This is a genomic window from Pseudomonas sp. 18175, from assembly GCF_050432925.1.
GTDB lineage: Bacteria > Pseudomonadota > Gammaproteobacteria > Pseudomonadales > Pseudomonadaceae > Aquipseudomonas.
Window position 1 is genome coordinate 334281 of record NZ_JBKFTO010000002.1, and the last position, 24731, is coordinate 359011.

The 24731-nt window shown below is 61.3% G+C and carries 22 protein-coding genes and 1 tRNA gene; 11 read left to right on the top strand and 12 right to left on the bottom strand.

The features are described 5' to 3' along the window. Positions 1 to 18: 18 nt before the first annotated feature. Positions 19 to 234 carry a hypothetical protein gene (locus ACLD1Y_RS04490; protein ID WP_025856028.1) on the bottom strand — a complete coding sequence of 72 codons (216 nt, stop codon included), beginning with the start codon at positions 232 to 234 and terminating at the stop codon, positions 19 to 21. Positions 235 to 374: 140 nt separating this feature from the next. On the opposite strand from ACLD1Y_RS04490, the gene ACLD1Y_RS04495 reads away from it, so the two are divergent. The 4 genes from ACLD1Y_RS04495 (at position 375) to mgtA (ending at position 6591) form a co-directional block, all read left to right on the top strand. Beyond that, on the top strand, positions 375 to 1658 hold the full coding sequence (locus ACLD1Y_RS04495) for an arsenic transporter (RefSeq protein WP_429475836.1): 1284 nt from the start codon (positions 375 to 377) through the stop codon (positions 1656 to 1658). A gap of 37 nt (positions 1659 to 1695) precedes the next feature. Further along, positions 1696 to 2487: a helix-turn-helix domain-containing protein gene (locus tag ACLD1Y_RS04500; protein ID WP_429475838.1), complete on the top strand. Its 792-nt coding sequence runs from the start codon at positions 1696 to 1698 to the stop codon at positions 2485 to 2487. Between the two features lie 75 nt (positions 2488 to 2562). Then, the gene (locus tag ACLD1Y_RS04505; protein ID WP_429475840.1) at positions 2563 to 3174 is read left to right on the top strand and encodes a LysE family transporter; all 612 of its coding nucleotides are present in this window, start codon (positions 2563 to 2565) and stop codon (positions 3172 to 3174) included. Between the two features lie 702 nt (positions 3175 to 3876). Continuing rightward, positions 3877 to 6591, top strand: coding sequence for a magnesium-translocating P-type ATPase (mgtA, locus tag ACLD1Y_RS04510; RefSeq protein WP_429475842.1), 2715 nt, complete (start codon positions 3877 to 3879; stop codon positions 6589 to 6591). 7 nt (positions 6592 to 6598) lie between these two features. Here the strand turns inward: mgtA and ACLD1Y_RS04515 are convergent, their stop codons facing one another. Beyond that, positions 6599 to 7297 carry a tellurite resistance TerB family protein gene (locus ACLD1Y_RS04515; RefSeq protein ID WP_429475844.1) on the bottom strand — a complete coding sequence of 233 codons (699 nt, stop codon included), beginning with the start codon at positions 7295 to 7297 and terminating at the stop codon, positions 6599 to 6601. Between the two features lie 124 nt (positions 7298 to 7421). Here ACLD1Y_RS04515 and ACLD1Y_RS04520 point away from each other — a divergent pair, with 124 nt between their 5' ends. Beyond that, positions 7422 to 7949, top strand: coding sequence for a DinB family protein (locus ACLD1Y_RS04520; RefSeq protein ID WP_429475998.1), 528 nt, complete (start codon positions 7422 to 7424; stop codon positions 7947 to 7949). Here ACLD1Y_RS04520 and ACLD1Y_RS04525 read toward each other — a convergent pair. Next, positions 7939 to 8394, bottom strand: a complete 456-nt coding sequence (locus ACLD1Y_RS04525) for a GFA family protein (RefSeq protein WP_429475845.1) — start codon at positions 8392 to 8394, stop codon at positions 7939 to 7941. The genes ACLD1Y_RS04520 and ACLD1Y_RS04525 overlap by 11 nt on opposite strands. A gap of 133 nt (positions 8395 to 8527) precedes the next feature. On the opposite strand from ACLD1Y_RS04525, the gene ACLD1Y_RS04530 reads away from it, so the two are divergent. Beyond that, the gene (locus tag ACLD1Y_RS04530; protein WP_429475847.1) at positions 8528 to 8809 is read left to right on the top strand and encodes a hypothetical protein; all 282 of its coding nucleotides are present in this window, start codon (positions 8528 to 8530) and stop codon (positions 8807 to 8809) included. 138 nt (positions 8810 to 8947) lie between these two features. Here ACLD1Y_RS04530 and ACLD1Y_RS04535 read toward each other — a convergent pair whose 3' ends face one another. The 8 genes from ACLD1Y_RS04535 to deoR all read right to left on the bottom strand — a co-directional run bounded on the left by ACLD1Y_RS04535 (position 8948) and on the right by deoR (position 17680). Beyond that, positions 8948 to 9622, bottom strand: a complete 675-nt coding sequence (locus tag ACLD1Y_RS04535; RefSeq protein WP_429475849.1) for an HAD-IA family hydrolase — start codon at positions 9620 to 9622, stop codon at positions 8948 to 8950. 12 nt (positions 9623 to 9634) lie between these two features. Beyond that, the gene (locus ACLD1Y_RS04540) at positions 9635 to 10663 is read right to left on the bottom strand and encodes an ABC transporter permease (protein WP_429475851.1); all 1029 of its coding nucleotides are present in this window, start codon (positions 10661 to 10663) and stop codon (positions 9635 to 9637) included. Positions 10664 to 10667: 4 nt separating this feature from the next. After that, the gene (locus ACLD1Y_RS04545) at positions 10668 to 12155 is read right to left on the bottom strand and encodes a sugar ABC transporter ATP-binding protein (RefSeq protein ID WP_429475853.1); all 1488 of its coding nucleotides are present in this window, start codon (positions 12153 to 12155) and stop codon (positions 10668 to 10670) included. After that, positions 12148 to 13122 carry a sugar-binding transcriptional regulator gene (locus ACLD1Y_RS04550; protein ID WP_429475855.1) on the bottom strand — a complete coding sequence of 325 codons (975 nt, stop codon included), beginning with the start codon at positions 13120 to 13122 and terminating at the stop codon, positions 12148 to 12150. The genes ACLD1Y_RS04545 and ACLD1Y_RS04550 overlap by 8 nt, the downstream gene beginning before the upstream one ends. Then, on the bottom strand, positions 13119 to 14639 hold the full coding sequence (locus tag ACLD1Y_RS04555) for an FGGY-family carbohydrate kinase (RefSeq protein WP_429475857.1): 1521 nt from the start codon (positions 14637 to 14639) through the stop codon (positions 13119 to 13121). The genes ACLD1Y_RS04550 and ACLD1Y_RS04555 overlap by 4 nt, the downstream gene beginning before the upstream one ends. 91 nt (positions 14640 to 14730) lie before the next feature. Beyond that, positions 14731 to 15747 carry a galactitol-1-phosphate 5-dehydrogenase gene (locus ACLD1Y_RS04560; protein WP_429475859.1) on the bottom strand — a complete coding sequence of 339 codons (1017 nt, stop codon included), beginning with the start codon at positions 15745 to 15747 and terminating at the stop codon, positions 14731 to 14733. A gap of 45 nt (positions 15748 to 15792) precedes the next feature. After that, positions 15793 to 16767 (bottom strand): substrate-binding domain-containing protein, encoded by a 975-nt coding sequence (locus ACLD1Y_RS04565; RefSeq protein WP_429475861.1) that lies wholly within the window; start codon positions 16765 to 16767, stop codon positions 15793 to 15795. A 154-nt stretch (positions 16768 to 16921) separates the two neighbouring features. Further along, the gene (deoR, locus tag ACLD1Y_RS04570; protein WP_429475863.1) at positions 16922 to 17680 is read right to left on the bottom strand and encodes a DNA-binding transcriptional repressor DeoR; all 759 of its coding nucleotides are present in this window, start codon (positions 17678 to 17680) and stop codon (positions 16922 to 16924) included. A gap of 142 nt (positions 17681 to 17822) precedes the next feature. Between deoR and deoC the strand changes: the two genes are divergently transcribed. After that, the gene (deoC, locus tag ACLD1Y_RS04575; protein WP_429475865.1) at positions 17823 to 18503 is read left to right on the top strand and encodes a deoxyribose-phosphate aldolase; all 681 of its coding nucleotides are present in this window, start codon (positions 17823 to 17825) and stop codon (positions 18501 to 18503) included. Between the two features lie 146 nt (positions 18504 to 18649). Beyond that, positions 18650 to 18736: transfer RNA gene (locus ACLD1Y_RS04580), tRNA-Leu, on the top strand. Between the two features lie 258 nt (positions 18737 to 18994). Here the strand turns inward: ACLD1Y_RS04580 and ACLD1Y_RS04585 are convergent. Continuing rightward, positions 18995 to 19294 (bottom strand): hypothetical protein, encoded by a 300-nt coding sequence (locus ACLD1Y_RS04585; RefSeq protein ID WP_429475866.1) that lies wholly within the window; start codon positions 19292 to 19294, stop codon positions 18995 to 18997. Positions 19295 to 19677: 383 nt separating this feature from the next. Here ACLD1Y_RS04585 and ACLD1Y_RS04590 point away from each other — a divergent pair, with 383 nt between their 5' ends. From ACLD1Y_RS04590 to ACLD1Y_RS04600, 3 genes are all read left to right on the top strand, one after another. Then, on the top strand, positions 19678 to 22110 hold the full coding sequence (locus ACLD1Y_RS04590; RefSeq protein ID WP_429475867.1) for a TonB-dependent receptor plug domain-containing protein: 2433 nt from the start codon (positions 19678 to 19680) through the stop codon (positions 22108 to 22110). 62 nt (positions 22111 to 22172) lie between these two features. Further along, entirely contained in the window at positions 22173 to 23783 is a 1611-nt protein-coding gene (locus tag ACLD1Y_RS04595; RefSeq protein ID WP_429476000.1) for an ABC transporter substrate-binding protein, read from the top strand. After that, positions 23780 to 24730, top strand: coding sequence for an ABC transporter permease (locus ACLD1Y_RS04600; RefSeq protein WP_429475868.1), 951 nt, complete (start codon positions 23780 to 23782; stop codon positions 24728 to 24730). The genes ACLD1Y_RS04595 and ACLD1Y_RS04600 overlap by 4 nt, the downstream gene beginning before the upstream one ends. Position 24731 lies beyond the last annotated feature (1 nt).

Here is a 24731-nt window from a genome sequence, read left to right on the forward strand (position 1 = left end):
CTCATTTGAATGAAGCAGTCATGCCAGCCTGACGGACACTTGCTCCACCGAATCCCGCGCTTCACGCAGTTCGTGGGCATCCTGGTTCAACCGGTGGATGGTATTGAGCAAGCGCTGGCGCAGCACTTCGTCGCCGAGTTTTTCGACGGCGCGCATCAGGTCAAACGCGGCGGTTTCGTTATTTTCCGCGACGGAATCGAGGGTCTTGCGCAGATTGCGAGTGGCACGGGTCACGCGGTTACTTCCTTTATCACCAATGGTCGGGCACTTTAGGACACTCGTGTTTCATTTTAATTTCAGTCACTTGTGGCTGAATTAATAGACGTTGGCGCAGGTCAATCTTTAGGCTCTTTTTAGCCTTCCCGGGGACATTCATGCTTATTGCCGTTGGCATCTTTCTGCTCACCATCGTATTGGTCATCTGGCAACCCAAAGGGCTGGGTGTAGGGTGGAGCGCATCGCTGGGGGCGATCCTGGCGCTGGCCTGTGGCGTGATCAGCCTGGCCGACATTCCAGCGGTGTGGCACATCATCTGGAACGCCACCGGCACCTTTGTCGCGCTGATCATCATCAGCCTGCTGTTGGACGAAGCTGGCTTCTTTGCCTGGGCGGCCTTGCACGTGACGCGCTGGGGCCGAGGCCGTGGCCGGCGGTTGTTTGCCTATATGGTGCTGCTGGGGGCGCTGGTGTCGGCGCTGTTTGCCAATGATGGGGCAGCGTTGATCCTCACGCCTATCGTGATGTCGATGCTGCTGGCACTGCGCTTTTCCCCGGCGGCGACCCTCGCCTTTGTGATGGGCGCCGGGTTTATTGCCGACACGGCGAGCCTGCCGCTGGTGGTGTCGAACCTGGTGAATATTGTCTCGGCGGACTATTTCAAGATCGGCTTCAACGAATACGCAGCGGTGATGGTGCCGGTCAACTTCATCAGCGTGGCGGCCACCCTGACGGTGCTGCTGTGGTTTTTCCGCCGCGATATTCCCCACACCTACAACCCCGCCGACCTGGATGACCCCGCCAGCGCCATACACGACCGCGCCACTTTCCGCGCGGGTTGGTGGGTACTGGGCATCCTGCTGGTCGGCTGCTTCGCACTGGAACCACTGGGTATTCCCATCAGTGCGATTTCCGCAGCATGCGCGGTGCTCTTGCTGGTCATCGCCGCCAAGGGCCACAAGATCTCCACGCGCAAGGTATTGAAGGAAGCGCCGTGGCAGATCGTGATTTTCTCCCTGGGCATGTACCTGGTGGTCTACGGCTTGCGCAATGCCGGACTCACCAATTACCTGGCGACGTGGCTCGCTACCTTCGCCACCTACGGCATCTGGGGTGCGGCGATGGGCACTGGGGTGCTGACGGCGCTGCTGTCATCGGTGATGAACAACCTGCCCACTGTATTGATCGGAGCACTGTCCATCGAGTCGAGCCACGCCGTGGGCGTGATCAAGGATGCGATGATCTACGCCAACGTGATCGGCAGCGACCTGGGCCCCAAAATCACCCCCATCGGCAGCCTGGCGACCTTGTTGTGGCTGCATATCCTGGCGCGCAAGGGCATTACCATCACCTGGGGTTACTACTTCAAGGTCGGGATCGTGCTGACGGTGCCGGTGCTGCTGGTGACCCTTGCCGCCCTCGCCTTGCGCCTGAGTATTTAGCTATGCTCCACGCCTCTGCATGCCATGAGCCGACCCGATGAACCCCATGCAACACGCCTGGCTTGGCAACTACGAACTGAGCAGCACCACCTGCACCGGCCTTAACTTTGCCCGCCACAGCCATGACGAATGCGTGATCGGCGTCAACCTGGTGGGCGAGGAAAAGGTGTGGCTCGATCGCCGGGAGTTCGCGGCTGGGCCGGGTTCAATCACCTTGTACAATCCAGGTCAGATTCAAGGCGGTGGCGCGGCCGACGGCGCGCCGTGGCAGTTTGTGAGCCTGTACATCAGTGCAGAGCAATTGGCTGCCGACCTGGGGCTGGCGCAGTTGGAGTTTGATCGTTCGCTGTGCTTTGAGCCCGATCTTGCCCTACGCCTCGCCGCTGCGGTAAAGGGCGCGCTGGGCAGCGACGCGCTGGCGCGTGAAGTGAGCGAGGACGCCTTGGTCGTGTTACTGGGTGACGTGGTTCAGGCCAGCGGCGTCCGCCTACCGGGCAGCGCGGCCACCGGTAAAAACCTGATCAACCGTGCTCAAGAATTGCTTGCCGAATCCCTGCATTTGTCGCTGCCCCTGGATCAATTGGGGGATGAGCTGGGGTTGTCCAAATTCCACTTACTGCGCACCTTCCAGAAAGAAACCGGCCTGAGTCCCCGGCAGTGGGCCATGCAACTGCGCACCCGCCGTGCCAGAGGCCTGTTGCTCAACGGTAGGGCCGCCTGCGACGTGGCCCATGACCTGGGTTTTGCCGATCAAAGTCATCTCAACCGCCACTTTCGCGCGGCCTACGGCGTCACCCCCGGTCGTTACCAAAGCGTATTGAAACGCTGAACAGCGCAATCTGGTTCAAGACAACACGCCGTTGCATCTGCAAAATGCCCGCCATCTCTTGTAAGGAAAGTGGGCATGTTGACGATCTTTTTCTACGCGTTGGTGTTCGGTTTTGTGTTCTGCCTGTCCCCTGGCGCCGTGCTCGCAGAAACCCTGCGCCGGGGCCTGCTGCACGGTTTTACCCCGGCTTTGCTGGTGCAGGTCGGCTCGCTGGTGGGGGATGCCGTCTGGGCGGTGATCGGCCTTACCGGCATCGCCCTGTTGATCCAGCATGACGCCGTGCGCGTACCGCTGACCATCGCCTGCGCCGTTTACCTGGCCTGGCTCGGCGTGCAAAGCCTGATGGACGCCCGGCGCTTGCCTCAGGCCGATAGCGCCCCGGTCAATTCCAGCAAAAACGCGCTGGCGGTGGGTGCGGCGATTTCCCTGGCCAACCCGAAGAACATTGTCTATTGGGGAGCGCTGGGTAGCGCGCTGTCGGGCATCGTGGGCGCAACGCCAAGTCAGGGCCAAACCCTGATGTTCTTCGCCGGGTTCATGCTGGCCTCGGTACTGTCCTGCTTCCTGATTGCGGCGCTGGTGAATCTGTTGCGCAAAAATGCATCACCCACCTGGCAGCGGGTGAGTCATGGCGCGTGCGGTTTGGTATTAATCTACCTGGCAGTTTTGGCCGCTCAGGGTATATGAAGTTATATATCGCGTACCTCTTATCTGAACACACTCTGAACGTCGGGCATTTTAATTATCCATCCGTTGACATTTTGTAACTGGCTGAGTAGATTGCCCGTGCCCACAACTTGGGCCTTTTTTAAAACTCACAAAAGAAGCCAATGGACACAGTATCTAGTCGCTGTCCGAGCACCGCGTTGGCGGGCATCGGGCGCAAAACCCAGAATATGACAGGACTCGCCTCCCCGGTCCGGTAAGCTGCGCTAGAGCTTGATGCTCCACCGTAACTGCCTCACCGGTCGCCCGTCCGGTCCAGAGGTGTGTTATGACCTTCCAAACCCAAGTTTTACTTGATGTGCGCACGCAAGCCCTGGCCCTGCGTGCCAAGCTGTGCCGTGCCCCTGCCGGATTTTTTCCGGTGCGTTCGGCCTTTGTCACCCCCTCCCCTCAAGACCCACAGAGACCGAAGGTTTTCAGCCTGGGTCTTTGCGCTGCCTGACCTGCTGAAAACAGCAACTACTGATCAATACCCTGGTGTTCTTCAAGAACAACTCCAGTTGTATTGCGCTGCGCGTTAGTTAACTAACGCCCAGACAAACTCTATGTAAGCCCCTATTTAAACCGATCGCGAAGTTTGCGGCTCGGCATGCTTTCGCTCGCCTGTCACCGGGTCAGCATCGGGTATGTTTTGTCGAAAAATTGGCGACAGGAGTACACACAATGAGCACCCTGAAAAACACGCCACTGCTTAAAAAAACTGCCAGCGACGCCGACACCAAACTGTCGATGCGTGCCGCCCGCGAAGCCCACAATGGCCTGTCAGCTACCTTGGCCAACCTACGTGCCACCCAGGAAGGCCTGACCGAATTGGACGCCGCCGCCCGCCTACAACGCGAAGGCTACAACGAGGTCGCCCATGACAAGCCGCCCCACGCCCTTATCCAGTTCCTACAGGCCCTGAACAACCCCTTTATCTACGTGCTGATGACCCTGGGTGGCATCAGCTTCGTCACCGATTGCTGGCTACCGATGCAGGCCGGTGAAGACGCTGATCCGACCAAAGTCATCATCATCATGACCATGGTATTGCTCAGCAGCCTGCTGCGGTTCTGGCAGGAGCACCGTTCGGCAAAATCCGCCGAGGCCTTGAAGGCCATGGTGCGTACCACCGCGACGGTGCTGCGCCGTGGGCAAGTGGGCGGCGAGCCGAGCCTGCGGGAAGTGCCGATGCGCGACCTGGTAGCCGGCGATATCGTGCAGCTCTCGGCCGGCGACATGATCCCAGCGGATATCCGCCTGATCGAATCCCGCGACCTGTTTATCAGCCAGGCGGTGCTCACCGGCGAAGCCCTGCCCGTGGAGAAGTACGACACCCTCGGCGACGTGACGCAAAAATCCGCGGCGTACTTGGCCGCCGACCAAAACAACCTGCTGGATTTGCCGAACATCTGCTTTATGGGCACCAACGTGGTCAGCGGCCGCGCCAAAGCCGTCGTGGTCGCCACTGGACCGCGCACGTATTTCGGTTCACTGGCTAAGGCAATTGTCGGCTCGCGGGTGCAAACCGCGTTCGATCGCGGGGTGAACAGCGTCAGTTGGCTGCTGATCCGCTTCATGCTGGTGATGGTGCCGATTGTGTTCTTCCTCAACGGCTTCTCCAAAGGCGATTGGGGCGACGCGTTCCTGTTCGCCCTGGCGGTGGCGGTGGGGCTCACCCCGGAAATGCTGCCGATGATCGTCAGCGCCAACCTGGCCAAGGGCGCCACCGCCATGGCCAAGCGCAAAGTGGTGGTCAAGCGCCTCAACGCGATCCAGAACTTCGGCTCGATGGATGTGCTGTGTACCGACAAGACCGGCACCCTGACCCAGGACAAGATCATCCTCGAACACCACGTCAACGCTTTCGGCCAGCGCGATGATGGGGTACTGACCCTGGCCTGGCTCAACAGCCATCACCAAAGCGGCATGAAAAACCTGATGGACCAGGCCGTGGTGCAGTTTTCGCAACATAACCCCAAGTTCCAGGTGCCGTTTGCCTACAGCAAGGTCGATGAATTGCCCTTCGACTTTGTACGCCGTCGCCTGTCCATCGTGGTCAAGGACCCCGCGGGAGACCAACTGCTGGTGTGCAAAGGCGCCGTGGAAGAGATGCTGAGCATTTGCACCCATGTGATGGAAAGTGGCGATGCCGTGCCGCTGGATGAACGCCGCCGCAACGAGTTGCTGGCGCTGACCAACGACTACAACGAAGACGGCTTCCGCGTGCTGGTGGTGGCGACCCGCGCTATTCCCCAAGCGTTGGCCCGCCGGCAGTACACCACCGCCGATGAGCGCAACCTGGTGATGCAGGGCTTCCTGACTTTCCTCGACCCGCCAAAGGAAACCGCAGGGCCGGCGATTGCCGCGCTGCAACAGATCGGCGTGGCGGTGAAGGTACTCACCGGCGATAACGCCGTGGTCACCAGCAAGATCTGCCGCCAGGTCGGCCTCGACCCAGGGCAGCCGCTGCTCGGCGCAGAAATCGAAGGTATGGACGACGCCACCCTGCTGCGCCGCGTGGAAGAACGTACGGTATTCGCCAAGCTCACACCGCTGCAGAAGTCCCGCGTGCTCAAGGCGCTGCAAGCCAACGGCCATACCGTGGGTTTCCTCGGCGACGGCATCAACGATGCGCCTGCGCTGCGCGATGCCGACGTGGGGATTTCGGTAGACAGCGGCACGGATATCGCCAAGGAATCAGCCGATATCATCCTGCTGGAAAAAAGCCTGATGGTGCTGGAAGAAGGCGTGCTCAAAGGCCGCGAGACCTTCGGCAATATCATGAAGTACCTGAACATGACCGCCAGCTCCAACTTCGGCAACGTGTTCTCGGTGCTGGTGGCCAGCGCGTTCATCCCGTTCCTGCCGATGCTGTCGATCCATTTGCTGCTGCAAAACCTGATGTACGACATCTCCCAACTGGCCTTGCCGTGGGACAAGATGGACAAGGAATACCTGGCCAAGCCGCGCAAGTGGGATGCAAAAAACATCGGCCGGTTCATGGTCTGGATCGGGCCTACCTCGTCGATCTTCGACATCACCACGTTTGCGCTGATGTGGTACGTGTTTTCGGCCAACAGCGTGCAAATGCAGACCCTGTTCCAGTCCGGCTGGTTCATTGAGGGGCTGCTCTCGCAAACCCTGGTGGTGCACATGTTGCGCACCCGCAAGATCCCGTTCTTCCAGAGCACGGCGGCCTGGCCGGTATTGATGATGACCGGCGTGGTGATTGCGTTGGGTATCTACGTGCCCTTCTCGCCGCTGGGCACCCTGGTGGGCCTTGAGCCGCTGCCGCTGGCGTACTTCCCATGGCTGGTGGGCACCTTGCTCAGCTACTGCTGCGTGGCCCAACTGATGAAAACGATCTACATCCGCCGCTTCAAGCAGTGGTACTGATCAGGTTTTACACCGCTGGGTGAGCCTGCTGCTCCAGGTGCACTTGCAGTTGCGGGTTGATTTGCAATTGGCCCGCCAGGTCGTCGAGGTAATTACGTTCGGCGTCCTGCTGGTCGTCCACCAGCATCACACTGGCCAGGTACACCTCGGCCGCCAACGCCGGGTCGCCAGCGAATTCGGCAAAGTCCGTGGCATCCAGGGGCTTGGCGACTTCAGCGTCGAGCCACTGCTGCAACTGCGGGTCGTTGGTGTGCTTGCCCAGCTCACTGGCGATCATCTGCTGCTCTTGCTCATCGATACGCCCGTCCGCCTTGGCCGCCGCGATCAGGGCGCGCAACACGGCGTGGCTGTGGGCTTCGGCAGCGGCGCCATCGAGTTGGTCGACCGTCTGGAACGCTTGCTGGGGTGCACTGGCCTGCTGGCGTTGCCAGGCTTGATAGGCCTGGAAGGCCGCCATGCCAAGGGATGCCAGCGCCGCGTAGTTCATGCCGCCGGAACGTCCTGAGGCCGTACGTGGCGCCGCACCACCGCCCAGCATGCCGCCCAGGCCACCCAGCAAATCACCCAGGCCGCCACCGGCCGAGGCATTGCCGGTGCTGGTGCCTTTCAAGAGACCGCCGAGCAAGCCACCCAGGCCACCGCCCGAGGAGCCACCGCCTGGTTGCCCGGCGCGCAGGAGTTGTTCGAGTAGATCGCTGGTGTTCATGGTGTCACCCTCCGAAGGCCCAGTAATGGCGTCTAACAACCATAGCCCGCGCCCGCCGGAACACCATGACCGCCGGGCGGGCACGGCTTATGATGGCGCCACTGCGCCGACGAGAGAAACCCAGGTGAACCGGACCGAACACATCGCGCTACTGGCGCACTACAACCAATGGATGAACCGCAAGCTCTACCACGCGGCCGCCACCCTGAGCGATGAACAGTTGGCCATGGACCGGCAGGCATTTTTCGGTTCGATCTTGGGCACGCTCAACCACCTGGCATTGGGCGATACGGTGTGGCTCAAGCGCTTCGCCTTGCACCCGGCGGGCTATTCAGCGCTGGCGCCGCTGGAAGCCATCGCCACGCCCACCGACCTCAGGCAACTGGTATTTGCCGATATCCGCCAGCTTGCTGCCCATCGCGCCTGGCTGGACCAACTGATCATCGATTGGGTGCAGACGGTGCAGGCGCCGGACCTGGATCACCGCCTGCACTACCAAAACATGCGCGGAATGCCGGCGCACAAGAACTTCTTCAGCCTGCTGGTGCATTTCTTCAACCACCAGACCCACCACCGGGGCCAGGCGACAACCTTGCTGACCCAGGCGGGCGTGGATGTGGGGGACACCGACCTGTTGGCGCTTATTGATTGAACTCGGCGTAGGCCTGCAACAACCGTGGGAAGTCTTGGGGTTTGGGCAGTTGCGCAAAGCTTTCCACCGCTGGGGTCGAAGCCCAGGGCAGCTTCTCGCTTGTCCAGGTCTCCATGAACGGCACGTATCCACGGGCGTTATCCAGCAATGTAGCGCGTACATTGACGAACTCGTCAATGCCATGGGGGCGAGTAAACAGCCAGCTCATGCAGTGCGGGCAACAGTAGTGGCGGTCCATCCCGTGCAAGCCGCCGACAACCGGGCAGCCTTGGGTCACGGTGAAGCTGGCGGCGGGGATCAGCGCACTCAGGGAAAACGCGCTGGACGTCATCTTCTGACAGCCAGTGCAGTGACAAGCCATGGTAATCACCGGGGCCTGGCTGACGCTGAAACGCACACGGTTGCAGCGGCAACTGCCCTCTTGCGGCAGGGTTTCGACGCTCATCATTACTTCCTTTTTATGACTGGGTGCACGCAGGGTAACAAACAAAAGCGAACGCGGCTGTGTGGGCGGGGTCACTATTTTGAGGTGTCGGGAAAACTACTCCCGCCCTCCCCCTTAAGAAGGAGATCCTCACATGGTCATTCACTTCAAGGTCGCCGGCCACTTGGCCTGCGGCCATCACGGCACCAACCTCCCTTCCAGCACCGAGCTGAACCGGGTCAAATGCCGCACTTGCCGCAATACCGATGCCTACAAAGAAGCACGCCGGGTGCAGCGTAATGCGGCCCGCCGCGCCAACCGCAAGGCCAAGACGCATACTGCAGTGGACTGGCGCAGTGCGTGGACGCAGCGCCTGACCGACTTGCCGGGGTTACAGCGGTTGCCGCGCGGGTTCAGTGGGCAGGGGTTTGTGTGAAGTCCTGATCAGTTATTCAAAGACTGAGCTTGTGTGGGAGCGGGCTTGCTCGCGAAGGCGGTGTGTCAGTCGCCTTTGCATTCGCTGACACTGCGCATTCGCGAGCAAGCCCGCTCCCACAGGGGGGGTGTGGTGGGATTAGTAGGCAGGCAGGCCCCATGACGCTGGCGTGAAGGCTTCAAGGCTCTGCAAGCGTTTGTCAGCATGCCGGAACTTCTCCTCCGGCATCGCAGGGTCCGGGATAGCCACCGCATACATCCCCGCCGCCTTCGCCGCTGTAATGCCAAACGGCGAGTCCTCGAACACCAGGCAATCGCTCGGCACCACCCCCAAACGCTGGGCCGCCACCAGGAAAATATCCGGTGCCGGCTTGGCCGCGCCCACCTGTGGGTCGTCCGCCGTGACAATCGCGTCAAACAACCCGAACCATTCCCGATGCCGACTGATCTTCAACTCAAAGTAATGCCGCGATGAGCTGGTGCCCACCGCAATGGGCACGCCCTGGGCCGACAGGTGCCGCACCAGCGCTTCGGCACCCGCCATGGCGGCGGCCTGGGGAAAGCGCTCGTTCATCAGCGGTGTACGCAGTTCCAGGAACACCTCTGGGCTAATCGGCAGCTCCAGCGCGCGCACGATATAACTCGCCAGGTCATATGCGCCCAGGCCAATGGTGTTTTGCTTGAGCTGCCAGTCAAACGCCCGGCCACGGTAGCGGTCGGAAATGATCTGGGTGACTTCGGTATAGACGCCCTCGGTGTCGAGCAACAAGCCGTCCATATCGAAAATCACGGCCTTGATCTGCGGTGTATTCATCCGTCGTTATCCTCAAGTGCGCCCGGCGTAATGGTCGATCAAGCGGTTGAGCAGGATGGCCAACACGATGATCACGCCGGTAATCGCCATTTGATAAAACGAACCCAGCCCCAGCAAATTGAAGATATTGCGCAGCACTTGCAGCAACATCACCGCCACTGCCGTACCCACCACGCTGCCGCGCCCGCCGAACAGGCTGGTGCCGCCCAGCACCACGGCGGCGATGGCGTCCAGCTCAAGGCCTTGGGCGGCCGTGGGTTGGCCAACGTGCAGGCGCGAGGTCATCAGCAGCCCGGCAAACGCCGCCAATGCACCGCAGATGGCAAACACGCCAATGGTGACTGCCCGTACCGGCACGCCGGACAAGCGCGCTGCTTCGAGGTTGCCGCCAGTAGCCAGCACGTATTCGCCAAACACGGTGTAGCGCAGCACCAGCCAGGCGATCACGGTGATCAGGATAAAAATCAGCCCCAGCACCGGGAACGCAATGCCCGCGCTCGGCAGGATGTCGATCATCGACGAACCAAAGCCGGTGAAGCTCGCTGGCAAGCCACCGATCGGCGCGCCATCGGACGCCAAAAACGTCGCCCCGCGCAACGACACCAGCCCGGCCAGGGTGATGATAAAACTGGGGACTTTGCCAAAGACGGTCAGGCTGCCCATCAACGTGCCAATCGCCAGCCCCACCAGCAATGTGGCCGGTACTGCAAGCCAACCGCTGACCTGATTCTGCAACAGCACCGCCACCAGGATGCCGCCGAACGCGCACAAACTGCCCACCGACAGGTCGATATTGGCGGTGAGGATCACAAAGGTCATGCCAATGGCGACAATCCCCACAATCGCGCCTTGCTGGAACAGGTTGGCGATGTTGCCGAAGGTCAGAAAGTCATCCGACAGGAACGTCGCCACTGCCACGGCGAACAGGAATATGAACACGAAGTTGTAGCGCATCACCCATTCCAGCACCGCGCTGCGGCGGCTGGGGGCAAGGGCGACGGGCTTGTCGAACACGGGTGTTGGGTTACTGGCGATAGTCATGGTTCTACACTCTTTTACCAATAAGGATGGCCTGGTCGATCTGGTCGCGACTGGCACTCAATGGGTCAAAACACACCGCGTTGCGCCCCTCGTGCATGACCCAGATCCGGTCACAATTGACGTACAACTCATCCAGCTCACTGCTGGCCACCAACACGCCCGCGCCTTCCTGCGCGAGGCTGCGGGCCAAGGCATACAGGTCGGCCTTGGCGCCCACATCCAGGCCGCGGCTGGGCTCGTCCAGCAACAGCAGGCGTGCGCCGTCGATCACCCACTTGGCCATGACCACTTTCTGCTGGTTGCCACCGGACAACTGGCGCACCGGTTGTTCCAGGTTGTCGAGCTTGGTTTGCAGGCGTTGCAGCACCGGGCCGGCGCGGTCCTTGGCCTGGCGGTGGGAAAACCAGCGCAGATGGCGAGCGTGCACCAGGCAGGCATTGCGGTAGATCGGCGCGTCCAGCAACAGGCCTTCGGTCTTGCGGTTTTCCGGCACTAGGCCGACGCCTTTGCGGATGGCCTGGCGTGAAGTCAGCGGCTGATAGGGCTCGCCGAACAGTTCCACATCGCTGTCGTTGCGCCCTACCCCAAACAGCGCCTTGAGCAAGGTGCTGCGGCCGGCGCCGTTCAAGCCTGCAAGGCCGACGATTTCACCCTGGCGCACTTGTAGTTCTCGTACGTCCAAGCCTTGCGCGCCTTGCAGGCGGCGGATGTTCAGGGCCAAGTCTTCGCGCGGCGGTTGACGCGGGCTGCGTTCGAGCAAGTCGCGGTGTTCACCGACCACCGCCGCAATCAGCGCTTGGTCATCGATCTGTGCCAATTCATGGGTTTGCAACGTACGCCCGGCGCGCAGCACCGTGACGCGGTCGCCGATTTCGCGGATCTCATTCAGACGATGGCTCACATACAGCACGGCCACGCCAGCGGCAGTGATCTCACGAATCACCTGGAACACCTGCTTAAGCTCGGTTTCGTTCAGCGCGGCAGACGGTTCATCCATCACCACCACCTTGGCCTCGCAGGTCAGCGCGCGGGCGATGGCCGCCAGTTGCTGGTTGGCAATCGACAGGCTGCCCACGCGGTCGGTGCTGGCAAAATTTGCCCCCACCCGCTGCAAGGCGGCCTTGGCCAACGCGCTGCGCTTGCGCCGGTCGATCATGCCGAAGCGCCGTGGCGCATAGCCGAGCATCAGGTTTTCTTCGACGGTCATTTGCGGGATCAGATCCAGTTCCTGGTAGATCATCGCGATCCCGGCCTGGCGAGCCTGTTGCGGGTTCTTCAACTCCACCGGGGTGCCTGCGATGGACATCTCGCCGCCGTCCGGGCGGTGGGCACCAGCGACGATCTTCAACAGCGTACTTTTGCCCGCGCCATTGGCGCCCAGCAGGCAGTGCACTTCACCGGGGCGTACGTCGAGAGATGCATCGGTCAACGCAATCACATTCGGTGGGAAGCGTTTGCTGACATGGCGTATTTCCAGGGCCAACTCATTCATGATCCTGCTCCAGCAAATAGCGGGCGGTGGCGGCGTCGGTGGCCAGCACGTTGACGTAACCGGCGTTGACGCTGGCGTGCACGATGCGGTGCTTGTGGCTGCCGACGCACACGGCAATCGACCATTCCTTGTCACGCAGGGCCGACAGGCGCAGGCCCAGGGTGCGTGCATCCAGTTCGGGCAGCACCGGTTCGCCGTCCATGCCGATAAAACGGCCCATGATGTCGCCGACGGCGCCGAGGCGTTCGAGCTCGGCGAGCATGGGCCGGTCGATATAGCCGGACTCCAGCAACACCGAGTGGTCGGACAGCTCCCCCAAGCTGAAACAGGCCACCGGTGCCTGTTCCCCCAAGCGCATGACCTGGGCAATCACCGGGTCCTGCTCCAGCGCTTGGCGGGTATCGGCATGGCCGAGGATCGCTGGCACCGGCAGCAAAGTAGCCTGGCCGCGCGCCGCCTGGGCAAAACGCTCGGCGACGTTGTGGTTGGGCTCCCCGGTGGAGCGCGTGTTGATCGCGCCATTGAGCAGTACCACATTGACCCCTTCGTTCCAGCGCGGCACCAGCCACTGGGCCATCTTGGTCAGGGTGCGACCCCACGACACGCCGATCAGCGCTGGCATCGGTTGCAGGTTGCACAGGTAGCGCGCAGCGGCCTGGGTCACCACGTTGAGGGCGTCGTCATCCTCCACGTCCAGCACCAACGCTTCACGCAAACCGAAGCGGCGCTGCAAGGCCACTTCCAGGCTTGGCACACGGGCCGAATGGGCGACGATATCAATGCGCACCACCCCGCAATCGCGCGCTTCGCGCAGCAAGCGGCTGACTTGCCAGCGGGTCAGGCCGGTCTCTTTGGAGATTTCGCTCTGGGTCTTTTCCAGGTCGAAGTACAGCTTGGCGACCTGCACCATCAAGTCGTCGCGCTGGGAGTCGGCGCTGGGTTTGGGTGACAGCGATTCGGCGCTCATGCTGCCGGCCTTACGCCGAGCACGCGGTTCGCCGGCGGCTTGCAGCTGATGGGCGCCACGCTGTCGGTGGCAGCGCGGTAACGGCCGAGCAGTTCGATGTATTGCTCGTGGGCGTAGGGGTCGGGTTCGATCAGGCGGCCGGTGGTGGTGAACGCGCTGGCGGCCTGTTGCAAGTCACTGAACTCGCCGAGGGCGCAGGCGGCAGCGGCGGCAGTGCCGATCAGCGTGAGGTTGTCGTGGGGCACCATTTCAAAGGGTACACCGGTGGCGTCGACGGTAGCCTGCAACCACAGCGGGTTTTTCTGGAAGCCCCCGGCGGCGACCACGCGGGTGATCTCGATGCCTTCGCTGCGCCAGGTGTGGAAGATGTTCGCCGAGCCCAGCGCGATGGCTTCCACCGAGGCGCGATACAGGTCGTGGCGGTCGTGGTTGAGGGACAGGCCCATGATCGCCCCGCGCATGTCCGGCGAGCGGTACGGCGTGCGGTTGCCCATCCAGTAATCCAGTACCAAAAGCCCCGTAGAGCCCGGTTGTAACTGGGCTGCCTGGCGGATCAGCTGTTGATGGCCGGCGTCGTCCAGACCGAACATTTTTTGCGCCAGCCAATTGAGGATCGAACCGGCCGAGACTTGCCCGCCTTCCATCAGCCATTGGCCGTCGAGCAAGGCGTCGGGGTAAGGCCCCCAGATGCCGGGCACGTCGATGCGTTTGGGGGTGTGCATCAATTGCACCACCGATGTGCCGCCGATAAACAGCAGCTCACCAGCGCCCGTAGTACCGGCGCTGAGCATGGCCATATGGGCGTCGATGCCGCCTTGGGCCACCAGGGTGTCACGACTCAACCCCAAATGATTGGCGGCTTCACCCGTCAGTGGGCCGATGCGTCCGCCAACCTTGATCACCTCGGTGGGGAGTTTTTCTGCCAGCTCCGGGATGCCCAGTTCGGCGTAAAGCTCCACCGGGAAACGTTGCTGCAAGGTGTCGTAGTTCCATTTGCAGCTGGCATTGAGCTGGGAGGCGACCCAGCGTCCGGTGAGCTGGAAGTTAATCCAGTCCACGGCTTCACAAATACGTGCGGCTTGGCGATACACCTCGGGCTGGTGCTCGGCCAGCCACATGGCCTTGGGCACCAGCCATTCCACCGCATCGCCACCCTGGTTCATCATCGGGTGGGTGATGTGAGCGGTGCGTGCTGACTCGACGGCGGCGCGGCAATCCATCCAGAGCAACGCCGGGGCCAAAGGTTGGCCGTCGGCTTGGGCTGCGACCACTGTCGAGGCGGTGGTTGCCACACACACCGCCGCCACTTGCGGGTGCCCGGCCTGGCTCATCAATTGCCGACAGGCCTTGCCCAGTGCCGACCACCAGTCGGCTGGCGCCTGTTCGGCCCAACCCAATTGCGGGTATTGCGTGGGGTAAGGCGCCTCGGCCACCTGCACCAGTTTGTGGCTGTGCAGGTCATACAAACCGGCCCGCACCCCACCTGTTCCGAAATCCAGTCCCAACAACAAGGTCATCGGTCGTCCTCCTGCGTCTTATGCTGCCGACGCTTTTTGTTTTAAACCCTGCAACGGCGGGCGTTGCAGGGCGGGGCCAATCACACGCACATCAAGGGCGGAAAATCACCTTGGCCGCCACTTCACTGCGGTCGGCGTAACGCTGGAACATCGACGGCAACTCGGTCAGCGGCAGGTCGTGGGTGATCATGAATTTCCACTGCAAGTCACCCGAGGCCAGCTTGTCGATGGAGGCGGTCCACTCATCCCCCGGGAACGGTGCGGAGAACGAGTTCCAGGCGCCGTGCAGGGAGATTTCCTGGCGCAGAAAGTGCGAAAAAGTCGCAGTGCTCAGCGGCACTTCACCAGCTGGAATCCCGATAAACACCACATGCCCACCGGCCTTGGTCAATTGCACCGCCTGGTTGATGGAGCTGGGATGGCCCGCCGCTTCAATCACCAGTTGGCAACGTGGCAAGTCGGCATCCGAGGCGCCACTGAGCAAGGTGTGGGTAGCACCGGCTTCGCGGGCCATGGCGAGCTTCTCTTCGGCAATGTCGATGGCGACGATATCTTTGGCGCCCATGATGCGCAGCCACTGGATCACAAACAGGCCAATCGGCCCGCAACCGACCACTGCGCCGCTCTGCCCGGCCTTAAAGTCCGACTTCCAGATGGCATGCAGGGCAATCGCCGCCGGGTCCACCAGAGACGCGGCAATCGGGTCCATGCCCACTGGCACCTTGATCAGGTTGCTCAGCGGCACGTTGACGTATTCGGCGTAGGCGCCATCGCGGCGGCTGCCAAAGTAGTCGTAGCGCTCGCAGCGTGATGGGAAACCACGGGCGTACTGATCGCTGGTCACGTCGGGAATCATCGGTGGCACGGTAACCAGTTCACCAATGGTGTAACCCTCGACGCCGCTGCCGATCTCTTCGATAAAGCCTGCGAACTCATGCCCGCAGATCAGCGGCATCACGTGGGCGCCTTTGCTCAGCATGCGTGGAATATCCGAGCCGCACACGCCGCAGGCAGCGACGCGCACCAGGGCATGGCCGGCTTTTACGGCAGGTTTTGGAACGTCTTCGACCCGGATATCACCCGGTTTGTACATGACGGCAGCTTTCACAGTGAATTCCCCTGTTGGATAGGCAATGTAGGTGTTCAGCGCGACTCAGAGTGCGCCGGGACGGTATTCGCCGAAGGTGGCGTCGTGCTTGATCTCGGCCGCATCTGCCTTGGTCACGACTTTGGTACCGGCATCGACAAACGCCGGGATGGTCTTGCCGCTGATCAGACCGCGGGCCGCTTCAATCGCAACTTCGCCGAGGTAGCGAGGGTCGTTGAGGGCGGTGGCGACGTATTGGTCGCCGTTCTGGATGGCGTTGATGGCTTCCGACAAGCCATCCACACCGGCGACCAGTACGTTTTTCTTGCCGCTTTCGTTGAGCACTTGCAGGGCGCCCATGGCCATGTCGTCGTTGTGGGCGATCACAGCCTTGAGGTCGGGGTGGGCTTGCAGCAGGTCTTGCATCGCGGTAACGGCGTTGGCACGCATGTATTCGCTGTAAGGGCCGTCGATGATTTTGAAGTCGGTGCCGGCCAGGGCGGTGTGGAAGCCTTTGCGGCGCTCTTTCATCACAGTGCCGCCGGCATCGCCCTGGATCTCGATGATCTTGCCGTTGACCACGCCTTTTTGTTTGAGCGCGGCCACCAGCGCCTTGCCGGACAGCTCGCCCATCTCGGCGTTGTTACGCCCAATGGTGGCGGCGACCGGCGCGTTGATAGCGCGGTCCACGGCAATGACCGGGACTTTGGCGCGCTTGGCTGCTTCCAGGGAGGCGCCCACGGCATCCGGGTTGACGGCGTTGATGATCAGCACGTCGACCTTGCGGGTCAGCAGGTCCTGGATATCGTTGTTCTGCTTGCTGATGTCGCCGTTGGCATCGAGGAAGATCAACTCGTCACCGTCCTTGGCCGCAGCGGCCTTGGCGCCGTCACGCAGCTGCACATAGAACGGGGATTGGAGGGTGACCTGGCTGAAACCGATCTTCAGATCCTTGGCCTGGGCATTGAGGGCCAGTACCGAGGCCGCGACAGCCAGAGCAAGGGACAGCACACGAACAGGTTTACGGGCTATCTGGAGCATGGTGATTCCTATTTTTATTGTTGTCTGGATTCGGGTACGACCTTCAGGGAGGTCGTACTCACAAATGTGAACAGCGATCACATTTGAAAAACTATGCCTTGTGCTCGAGAGTGTCAAGGCTATTTTGTTAGAATCCAAACATACGATATAAAAATCACACAACCAGTATTGCCCCACCCTCCCGGATAACCTGCTGCTGGCCCGGGGACAAGCCTGGGTCGCTGATGACCCGTTGGAAATCAGCCAAATCGGCAAAATGCGCCGCGCGCACCTGATCGAATTTACTGTGGTCGGCCACCAGCACGCAGCTTTGCGCTCGAGCCATAACCCGGCGCTTCACATCCACTTCATTGAGGTTGTAGCAGGTCACACCCTGGGCCGCGCTGACCCCGGCGGCAGAGATAAACGCCCAGGCGAAGCGGATGCCATCAATGATCCCGGCTTCGGCACGGCTTTCGAACACCAGGTTGCGCCGATCCAGCATGCCGCCACACAAAATCACCGTACACAGGGGCTTTTGCTGGAGTTTGAGCAGCACATTGACGGAGTTGCACAGCGCCGTGAACTCCAGGTCGTCGGGCAAAGCATCGACGATAAACGGCGTGGTGGTGCCGCAATCGATGAAGATCGTATCGCCTGGGCGCACCAGGCTGGCGGCATGCTGGCCGATCTGGCGCTTCTCGGCGATGTTGCGCAGGTCTTGCTCCGTCACTTGGTAGTCAGGCTCCGGCGCGCCACTGCGGGTGACGTGGCCGCCCAGCAGGCGCAGGCCTTGGGCGTTGTCGGCCAAATCGCGGCGCAAGGTCATTTCCGACACCCCAAGCAACGCCGCCATCTCCCGCAGATGCACCGCTGCCTCACCTTGCAAGGCCCTGTGCATGGCTTTGAATCGTTCGGTTTTCTTTGAATCCACTGCGCTTTCACCCTGATCGAATGCGGCCGAGTGACAAAACGGCTCACAAAATCCATTTACAATGTTATTAATTTCACATTTAATGCATTCAACTTAACACAAACAGGCTTTTCCCAGCACCCTCTCCCACAGGACTTCTGCCATGCCTAAAGACGCCTCCTCCCTCGCCGCCTACATCGACCACACGCTACTCGTCGCCGACGCTTCCCAGGCGAGCATTCGCCTGCTGTGCGATGAGGCCCGTCAATATGGCTTCAAGTCCGTGTGCGTCAATAGTGCCAATGTGCCGCTGGCGGCCGAGTGCCTGGCGGGTGCGCCGTCGCTGGTGTGCGCCGTGGTGGGCTTCCCTCTGGGCGCGGGCCTCAGTGCTGCCAAGGCCCATGAAGCCCACTTGGCCATCCAGGCTGGTGCGCGGGAAATCGACATGGTGCTCAACATCGGTTTGTTGAAGGACGGCCTGCTGGACCTGGTGCGCGATGACATCGCCCAAGTGCTCAAGGCCTGCGGCGAAGTGCCGCTAAAAGTGATCCTGGAAACCGGCCTGCTCAACGATGAACAGAAGACCCAGGCCTGCGTGATTTGCCGGGAATTGAACGTGGCCTTCGTCAAAACCTCCACCGGTTTCGGCCATGGCGGCGCGACATTGGCCGATGTGCGCCTGATGCGCGAAGTGGTCGGCCCGGTGATCGGCGTAAAAGCCTCTGGCGGCGTGCGTGACGTGGCGACCGCCCAGGCGATGATCGAAGCCGGCGCCACGCGCTTGGGCAGCAGCTCAGGAATTGCGATTGTCAGTGGTGCGTCGGCGGCAGTGGGGGCTTACTAAAGGTTTGGGGAATTCTCTAAAGGGCACTGTAGATCACTGATCTATCGAGCTTTTTCCTACCTGCGCCAACGCAACAAAGCTGTTATTCGACCTTGCGTAGACGCGCCTGGGCCTATATATTCCCAACCCTGCAACACCGCGCTACCGCCCGAATGGCGAAACTGGTAGACGCATGGGACTTAAAATCCCCCGCTCGTAAGGGCGTCCCGGTTCGATTCCGGGTTCGGGCACCATCTCTTGTTCCATGGACAGCCAATAAAGTCCATGAAACCCTTTAAAACCCGCCACTTGGCGGGTTTTTTCGTTTGGGGCAGTCCGTCGGTTTCCAGCTGATTCCAACGTGTTTAGGGGTACGATTTGGGGTACAAGGCAGTTCGATAAAAGGTAGTACCCTTATGTCGCGCACCACGACTCCCTTTTCAGATGCGGCTTTACCTATCCACGCGTCAGTGATGATCGCCAGATGAAATACCGGAGGCTTTGCGGGCCCCTCAGTACATGTCCAGAAAATTGGCGTCGATATCCGCGATCGCCGCTACTAACAACGCTTGCGTCGCCAGTGCTTCTTCAGCGCTGCCCGGTAAACAGTTGAAGTATTTATCATCGATAATCGCGCCCTGAATGCCCTCGTCATCCTTGGCGATCCATACCCGCACTTGGCCTTCATCGATCAGGAACTTGCCTACATGCAGTTCAAAACGGCAGCCCCGTGCGTGGTGGATTGCCGTACAGATGTGCCGCACTTTCCAACCTTCCTCGAAGGCTTGAATGGCCTGGATGACCGCGTCCATGTGAGCTCCTGGTGCTTGTGTGGGCCGCAGTCTACTGCACTTTCCTGCAGGATTATGGAGGTTGCGGGATAGAACAGGGTGTTCAGCACGAACACGAGCGGGTGATTCCCGGCGCAGGCCATTGGCGGATGGAAGAAGCCCCTGCGCAGACGATCAAGGGCGTTCGCGACTTCATCGAGAAGTAACACCACAACATAATAAAAATAGATAATTATATTAATTATCAAGATAACAATTTCTGATAATTAGCTTATTCCAAAAAAGAATTTCCAAGCAGTTTTTTATAGATATATCTTCATTTCACAGACCGACCCCATGCCTGGCGGAGGACGTACCCCCGACCACTTGGAGCCCTCAACCGGCTCACATGGACTCTCTCTGATATGCCTGACCTCGCCTCCCCGCTGCCCCTGAAAAAATTTCACCTGTCGCTGCTGACCAGCTCCCTGTTGCTGGCCGCAGCGCCCTCCTTTGCCGAAACCGCCAAGGAGGACGCCAAGCTCGACACGGTGACCGTGATCTCCACCGGCCTGCGTGGCCAGCAGCGCACCGTGGCCGACAGCCCGGCGCCGATTGATGTGATCAACAGCGACCAGTTGCTCAAGACCGGCCGCGCCGAGCTGTCGGAGGCGATTGCCAAGTTGCTGCCGTCGTTCAACTTCGGCACCAATATCGCCGGCTACAACTCGGTGACCCGCCCCTTGAGCAACCGCAGCCTGGGCCCGGCCTACACCCTGGTGCTGGTTAACGGCAAGCGCCGCCACAACGGCGCCACCGGCCAGCGCGGCTCCATCGACAACAGCGGCGCGAACGCGGTGGACATCGACCTGATCCCGGTCAGCGCCGTGGACCATATCGAGGTGCTCAAAGACAGCGCTGCCGCCCAGTACGGCTCGGATGCGGTGGCGGGTGTGATCAATATCATCCTCAAGAACACCAAGAGCGGCGGCCACCTGGAAAGCAGCTACGGCCAGCTGTTTTCAGGCCAAGGCGAGACCATCAAGGTGGCCGGCGACCAAGGCTTCGAGCTTGGCCAAGGCGGTTTCTTTCACCTCTCCGCCGATGCGCGCAAACGCGGCAATGCGTCGTGGAACGACAAGGCCGACAGCAGCGTACGGGCCTTCAGTGACCCGGCCAAGGAAGCGGCCTGGGACCGTGTTGCAATCAAAAACGGCGACCCCGACCTCAAGGCCTTCAACCTGGCCTACAACGCCGAACTGCCCCTGGAAGACCTGACGCTGTATTCGTTCTCCACTTACGGAGAACGCGATGCCGAAGCCGCCAACTACTTCCGCCTGCCCACCGGCACCGCAGCGGTGCCCGAAGTATTCCCCGATGGCTACTTCCCACTGAACAACATCAAGGACCGCGACTATCAATTGCTGTTTGGCGGCAAAGGCCAGGTCGCCGAGTGGAACTGGGACCTGAGCACTACTTACGGGCGCAACAATGTGCACCACTCCAGCGACTTGAACATCAACCCGTCCCTGGGCACCGCCTCGCCGACCAAGTTCGACAACCTGGCGACCTTTCGCTTTGAGCAGTGGGTGAACAACCTCGACTTCACCCGCCGCTACGACAGCCTGTTCAACCTGACCTCCCCAGTGCAGGTGTCGGCGGGCCTGGAGCATCGCTGGGAGCATTTCAGCACCTTCGCCGGTGACCGCGAAGCCTATATCACTGGCACATACCCGGCCGCTTCGGGCGCCCAGGCGGCAGTCACCATCCGCCCGGAGGATGAAGTCAGCCTGATCCGCAACAACTACGCCGGCTACCTCGACCTGGGCTTTGACCTCACCGACCGCTGGTTCCTCGATTTCGCCGGGCGCATCGAACATTACGACGATGACTCGGGCAATACCTTTGGCCTGAAAGTGAACTCGCGGTATGAACTGACCGACACCGTGGCCGTGCGTGGCACGGTCGGCACCGGTTTCCGTGCGCCGTCCCTGACCCAGATCGGCTACACCGTGGCCGACAACCGCGTGGCGGTGGATGCCAACGGCAACGTGGTCCCGGCGGTCACGCGCCTGACCCCTTCAGGCAGCAATCTGGCCAAGGCTCTCGGTGGCGATGATCTCAAGCCGGAGAAGTCGCGCAACCTCGGGCTGGGCCTGACCTGGCAACCGGCGCCGCGTACCAGCATCACCGCCGACGCCTACCTGATCGACATTGATGACCGGATCGCCCTGACCAGCAATATCTACGACCGTGGCAACGGCGCGATCAACGCGATCCTGACCGCGCAAGGCGTGCCCAGCGGCACCTGGGTCAACTACTACACCAATGCGTTCGACACCCGCACCAAGGGCCTGGATATCGTGGCCGACCACACCACGCCACTGGACGCCTGGGGCGATGTGCGCTGGAGCCTGGGTTTCAACTGGAACAAAACCACGATCCAGGACAGCCGCGACACCCCCGCCGCGCTGGCCAATACCGGCGTGACCCTGGTCGGCCGTGACCGTGCCGGTGACCTCACTGACGCGTCACCGAAGACCAAGTGGATTCTGGGCGCCAACTGGAAAATCTCGGACCTGGCGGTGAACCTGCAAACCGCCCGCTATGACGCGGTCAAGACCCTGGCGGTCAACCCCAGCGGCGACCGAAGCTTCGGCGCCAAATGGATCACCGATCTCGACGTGAGCTACACCTTCGTCGACAGCCTGACCGTGAGCATCGGCGGCACCAACATCTTCGACGTGCGCCCCGACAAACACGCGGTCTACAGCAACCTGGGCCTAGCGGCCTACGGCAACCCGCCGTTCTACCCCGGTGGCGGCTACTGGTACACCAAGCTGGCCTACGACTTCTGATCCCCACCTTCAACGTACCCGAATCGCCATACGAGGGCACCCCATTGAATACCTCCAACTTGATGAGCCGTCTGCTGGCACCCTGCGTCCTGGCCTTGAGCCTCGCCGCGTGCTCGCCGGGTAGCGATACCCAGGCGAACAAAACCCTGAACATCGCGTTTTTTGGCGACAACACCACCCTGGTCAGCATCGATCCATTCCAGGTGTATTGGCTGGAACACCGCGTGTTGTTGCGCAATGTCGCCGAGTCCCTGACCGACCAGGACCCAGAGACCGGCAAGATCATTCCCTGGCTGGCCAAAAGCTGGGACGTGAGCGACGACGCGCTGACCTACACCTTCCACCTGCGCCAGGACGTGACGTTCAGCAATGGCGAGCGCTTCGATGCCAAGGCGGTGAAGACTGCGTTCGACAGCGACAAGGCCCTGGCCACCGAATTGCCGGCGACCTTTGGCGCCACGTACCTGGCGGGCTATGACCACGCCGAAGTGGTCGACGATTTCACCGTCAAACTGGTACTCAGCAAGCCAAACGCGGGCTTCCTGCAAGCCACTTCCACCACCAATTTGTCGATTTTGGCGCCAGCGTCGTACGCCCTCACCGTCAAAGAACGTTCGCTGGGCAAGATCATCGGCACCGGGCCTTTTGTACTCGAAAGCTATACCCCGGAAGTCGGTGCACACCTAGTCAAGCGCAAGGGCTATGCCTGGGCCTCGGCCAATATGAAAAACCAGGGTGAAGCGCACCTGGACGCGGTGGACGTTACCTACATCCCCGAAGAAAGCGTGCGCAACGGCCTGTTCCTGCAAGGCAAGGCCGACATCCTGTGGCCGCGCAACCCGTTTTCGGAAGTGGACCTCAAGCTGTTCCAGTCCAAGGGCGCCACCATTCAGAGCCGCTCGCTACCGGGGCCCGCGCTGAACCTGTTCCCCAACACCCGAGGCGAACGCATCTTGGCCGACCAGCAAGTGCGCCTGGCCCTGCAGAAAGCCATCGACCGCAAGAGCTACGCCAGCACCGTGTACAACGCCGAGTTCCCGGTGGTGCAAGGGGTGTTTGACGTGACCACGCCCTACGCCAAAAGCCAGGCTACCAAGCTCGGTTACGACCCGGCCGGCGCCGAGCGCCTGCTGGATGAAGCGGGTTGGGCCAAGGGCGCAGACGGCTACCGGCAGAAAAACGGCAAGCGCCTGAGCCTGAGCTACAACATCAGCCCGGCCGAAACCGCGGGTGACGTGCTGGTCCAGGACCAACTGCGCAAGGTCGGTATCGAGTTGAAACTCAGCGTGGTGACCCGCGCCGAATGGGTGGCCAACAACTCCGCCGGCAACTACGACCTGACCATCAACTACATGACCCGCGCCGACCCGATCATCCTGCAAACTATCCTCGACCCGCGCAGTGCCAACAGTTCCACCGTGGCCACCAACACCTTTGAACCTGCGGTGCTGGACCATGCCAAGGCGTTGTTTGACGCGGGCATCACCGCTACCCAATCCGCCCAGCGCGCGGCCGCCTATGGCGACCTGCAAGACTTGCTGATTGATCAAAGCTCGGCGTTCCCGATCTACGAACGCGTGTGGCAAGCCGCAACCTCGCCCAAGGTGAAGAACTTCCGCTGGACCGCCGAGGGCTTCGCGCTGCTGGGTGATATCGAGATCGGCACGCCATGAGCCGCTACCTGATGGGCCGTGTCGGGCAGGCGCTGCTGGTGTTATGGGGCGCCTATAGCATCACCTACTTCATCCTGTACCTGCTGCCGGGGGACACGCTGTCCTTGATGCTCAGCGCCTCGGGGATGGAAGCCGACTCGCTGTCGGTGGAGGACTTGGCCAAGGCTCGGGCCTATTACGGCTTGGACAAGGGCGTGTTCGAGCAATATTTCAGCTTGCTCTGGGGCGCGGTGCGCGGCGACTTCGGCCAGTCGCTTTCGATGAACCGTCCGGTGGCCGAATTGCTGCTGGAACGGCTGCCGCAAACCTTGTCCCTGGCGGGCTTGGCGATTGTGCTGTCGTTGCTCGGTGGCATTGGCCTGGCCTACCTGACCGCCTATATCCGCTGGCAACCGTTGAAGAAAGCGTTGGCGCGTCTGCCCTCCCTGGGCTTTTCGGTGCCGGTGTTCTGGATGGGGCTGTTGCTGATCCAAGTCTTCGCGTTTGGCCTGGGTTGGTTTCCGGCCACCGGCAGCAAGGGCGTGGAAAGCCTGATTTTGCCAGCGGTCACCCTGGCCATCCCAAGTGCGGCGGTGTACGCCCAGGTGCTGCAACGCAGTTTCCAGGGGGTGTGGCAGGAGTCCTACATCATCACCGCCTACGCCAAGGGCCTTAGCCGCGGCCAGGTGCAGGCGCGCCACGGGTTCAAGAACGCCGCGCTGCCGATCCTCACCCTGATCGGCTTGCAGGTGGGCAATACGGTGTCCGGTGCGGTGCTGGTGGAAACCATCTTTGCCCGCAACGGCATTGGCCGGCTGGCCCAGGAAGCCGTGTTGCGCCAGGACATCCCAGTGGTGCTGGCGATTGTCGCGGTGTCGGCGGCGGCGTTTGTCCTGGTGAACCTGTTGGTCGACTTGCTTTACCCGTGGTTCGACCCACGCATCTCCCACACGCCAAAGGTGTCCTGAA

What these genes read in the sequence shown, in the direction of transcription:
- ACLD1Y_RS04525 (WP_429475845.1), bottom strand. Translation starts at nt 8,394, where the DNA reads ATGAGCGTCGAAACCCTGCCGCAAGAGGGCAGTTGCCGCTGCAACCGT.
- ACLD1Y_RS04545 (WP_429475853.1), bottom strand. Translation starts at nt 12,155, where the DNA reads ATGAATGAGTTGGCCCTGGAAATACGCCATGTCAGCAAACGCTTCCCA.
- ACLD1Y_RS04590 (WP_429475867.1), top strand. Translation starts at nt 19,678, where the DNA reads ATGCCTGACCTCGCCTCCCCGCTGCCCCTGAAAAAATTTCACCTGTCG.
- ACLD1Y_RS04555 (WP_429475857.1), bottom strand. Translation starts at nt 14,639, where the DNA reads ATGACCTTGTTGTTGGGACTGGATTTCGGAACAGGTGGGGTGCGGGCC.
- ACLD1Y_RS04500 (WP_429475838.1), top strand. Translation starts at nt 1,696, where the DNA reads ATGAACCCCATGCAACACGCCTGGCTTGGCAACTACGAACTGAGCAGC.
- ACLD1Y_RS04550 (WP_429475855.1), bottom strand. Translation starts at nt 13,122, where the DNA reads ATGAGCGCCGAATCGCTGTCACCCAAACCCAGCGCCGACTCCCAGCGC.
- ACLD1Y_RS04540 (WP_429475851.1), bottom strand. Translation starts at nt 10,663, where the DNA reads ATGACTATCGCCAGTAACCCAACACCCGTGTTCGACAAGCCCGTCGCC.
- ACLD1Y_RS04535 (WP_429475849.1), bottom strand. Translation starts at nt 9,622, where the DNA reads ATGAATACACCGCAGATCAAGGCCGTGATTTTCGATATGGACGGCTTG.
- ACLD1Y_RS04515 (WP_429475844.1), bottom strand. Translation starts at nt 7,297, where the DNA reads ATGAACACCAGCGATCTACTCGAACAACTCCTGCGCGCCGGGCAACCA.
- ACLD1Y_RS04595 (WP_429476000.1), top strand. Translation starts at nt 22,173, where the DNA reads ATGAGCCGTCTGCTGGCACCCTGCGTCCTGGCCTTGAGCCTCGCCGCG.
- ACLD1Y_RS04505 (WP_429475840.1), top strand. Translation starts at nt 2,563, where the DNA reads ATGTTGACGATCTTTTTCTACGCGTTGGTGTTCGGTTTTGTGTTCTGC.
- mgtA (WP_429475842.1), top strand. Translation starts at nt 3,877, where the DNA reads ATGAGCACCCTGAAAAACACGCCACTGCTTAAAAAAACTGCCAGCGAC.
- ACLD1Y_RS04565 (WP_429475861.1), bottom strand. Translation starts at nt 16,767, where the DNA reads ATGCTCCAGATAGCCCGTAAACCTGTTCGTGTGCTGTCCCTTGCTCTG.
- deoC (WP_429475865.1), top strand. Translation starts at nt 17,823, where the DNA reads ATGCCTAAAGACGCCTCCTCCCTCGCCGCCTACATCGACCACACGCTA.
- ACLD1Y_RS04600 (WP_429475868.1), top strand. Translation starts at nt 23,780, where the DNA reads ATGAGCCGCTACCTGATGGGCCGTGTCGGGCAGGCGCTGCTGGTGTTA.
- ACLD1Y_RS04495 (WP_429475836.1), top strand. Translation starts at nt 375, where the DNA reads ATGCTTATTGCCGTTGGCATCTTTCTGCTCACCATCGTATTGGTCATC.
- ACLD1Y_RS04585 (WP_429475866.1), bottom strand. Translation starts at nt 19,294, where the DNA reads ATGGACGCGGTCATCCAGGCCATTCAAGCCTTCGAGGAAGGTTGGAAA.
- ACLD1Y_RS04530 (WP_429475847.1), top strand. Translation starts at nt 8,528, where the DNA reads ATGGTCATTCACTTCAAGGTCGCCGGCCACTTGGCCTGCGGCCATCAC.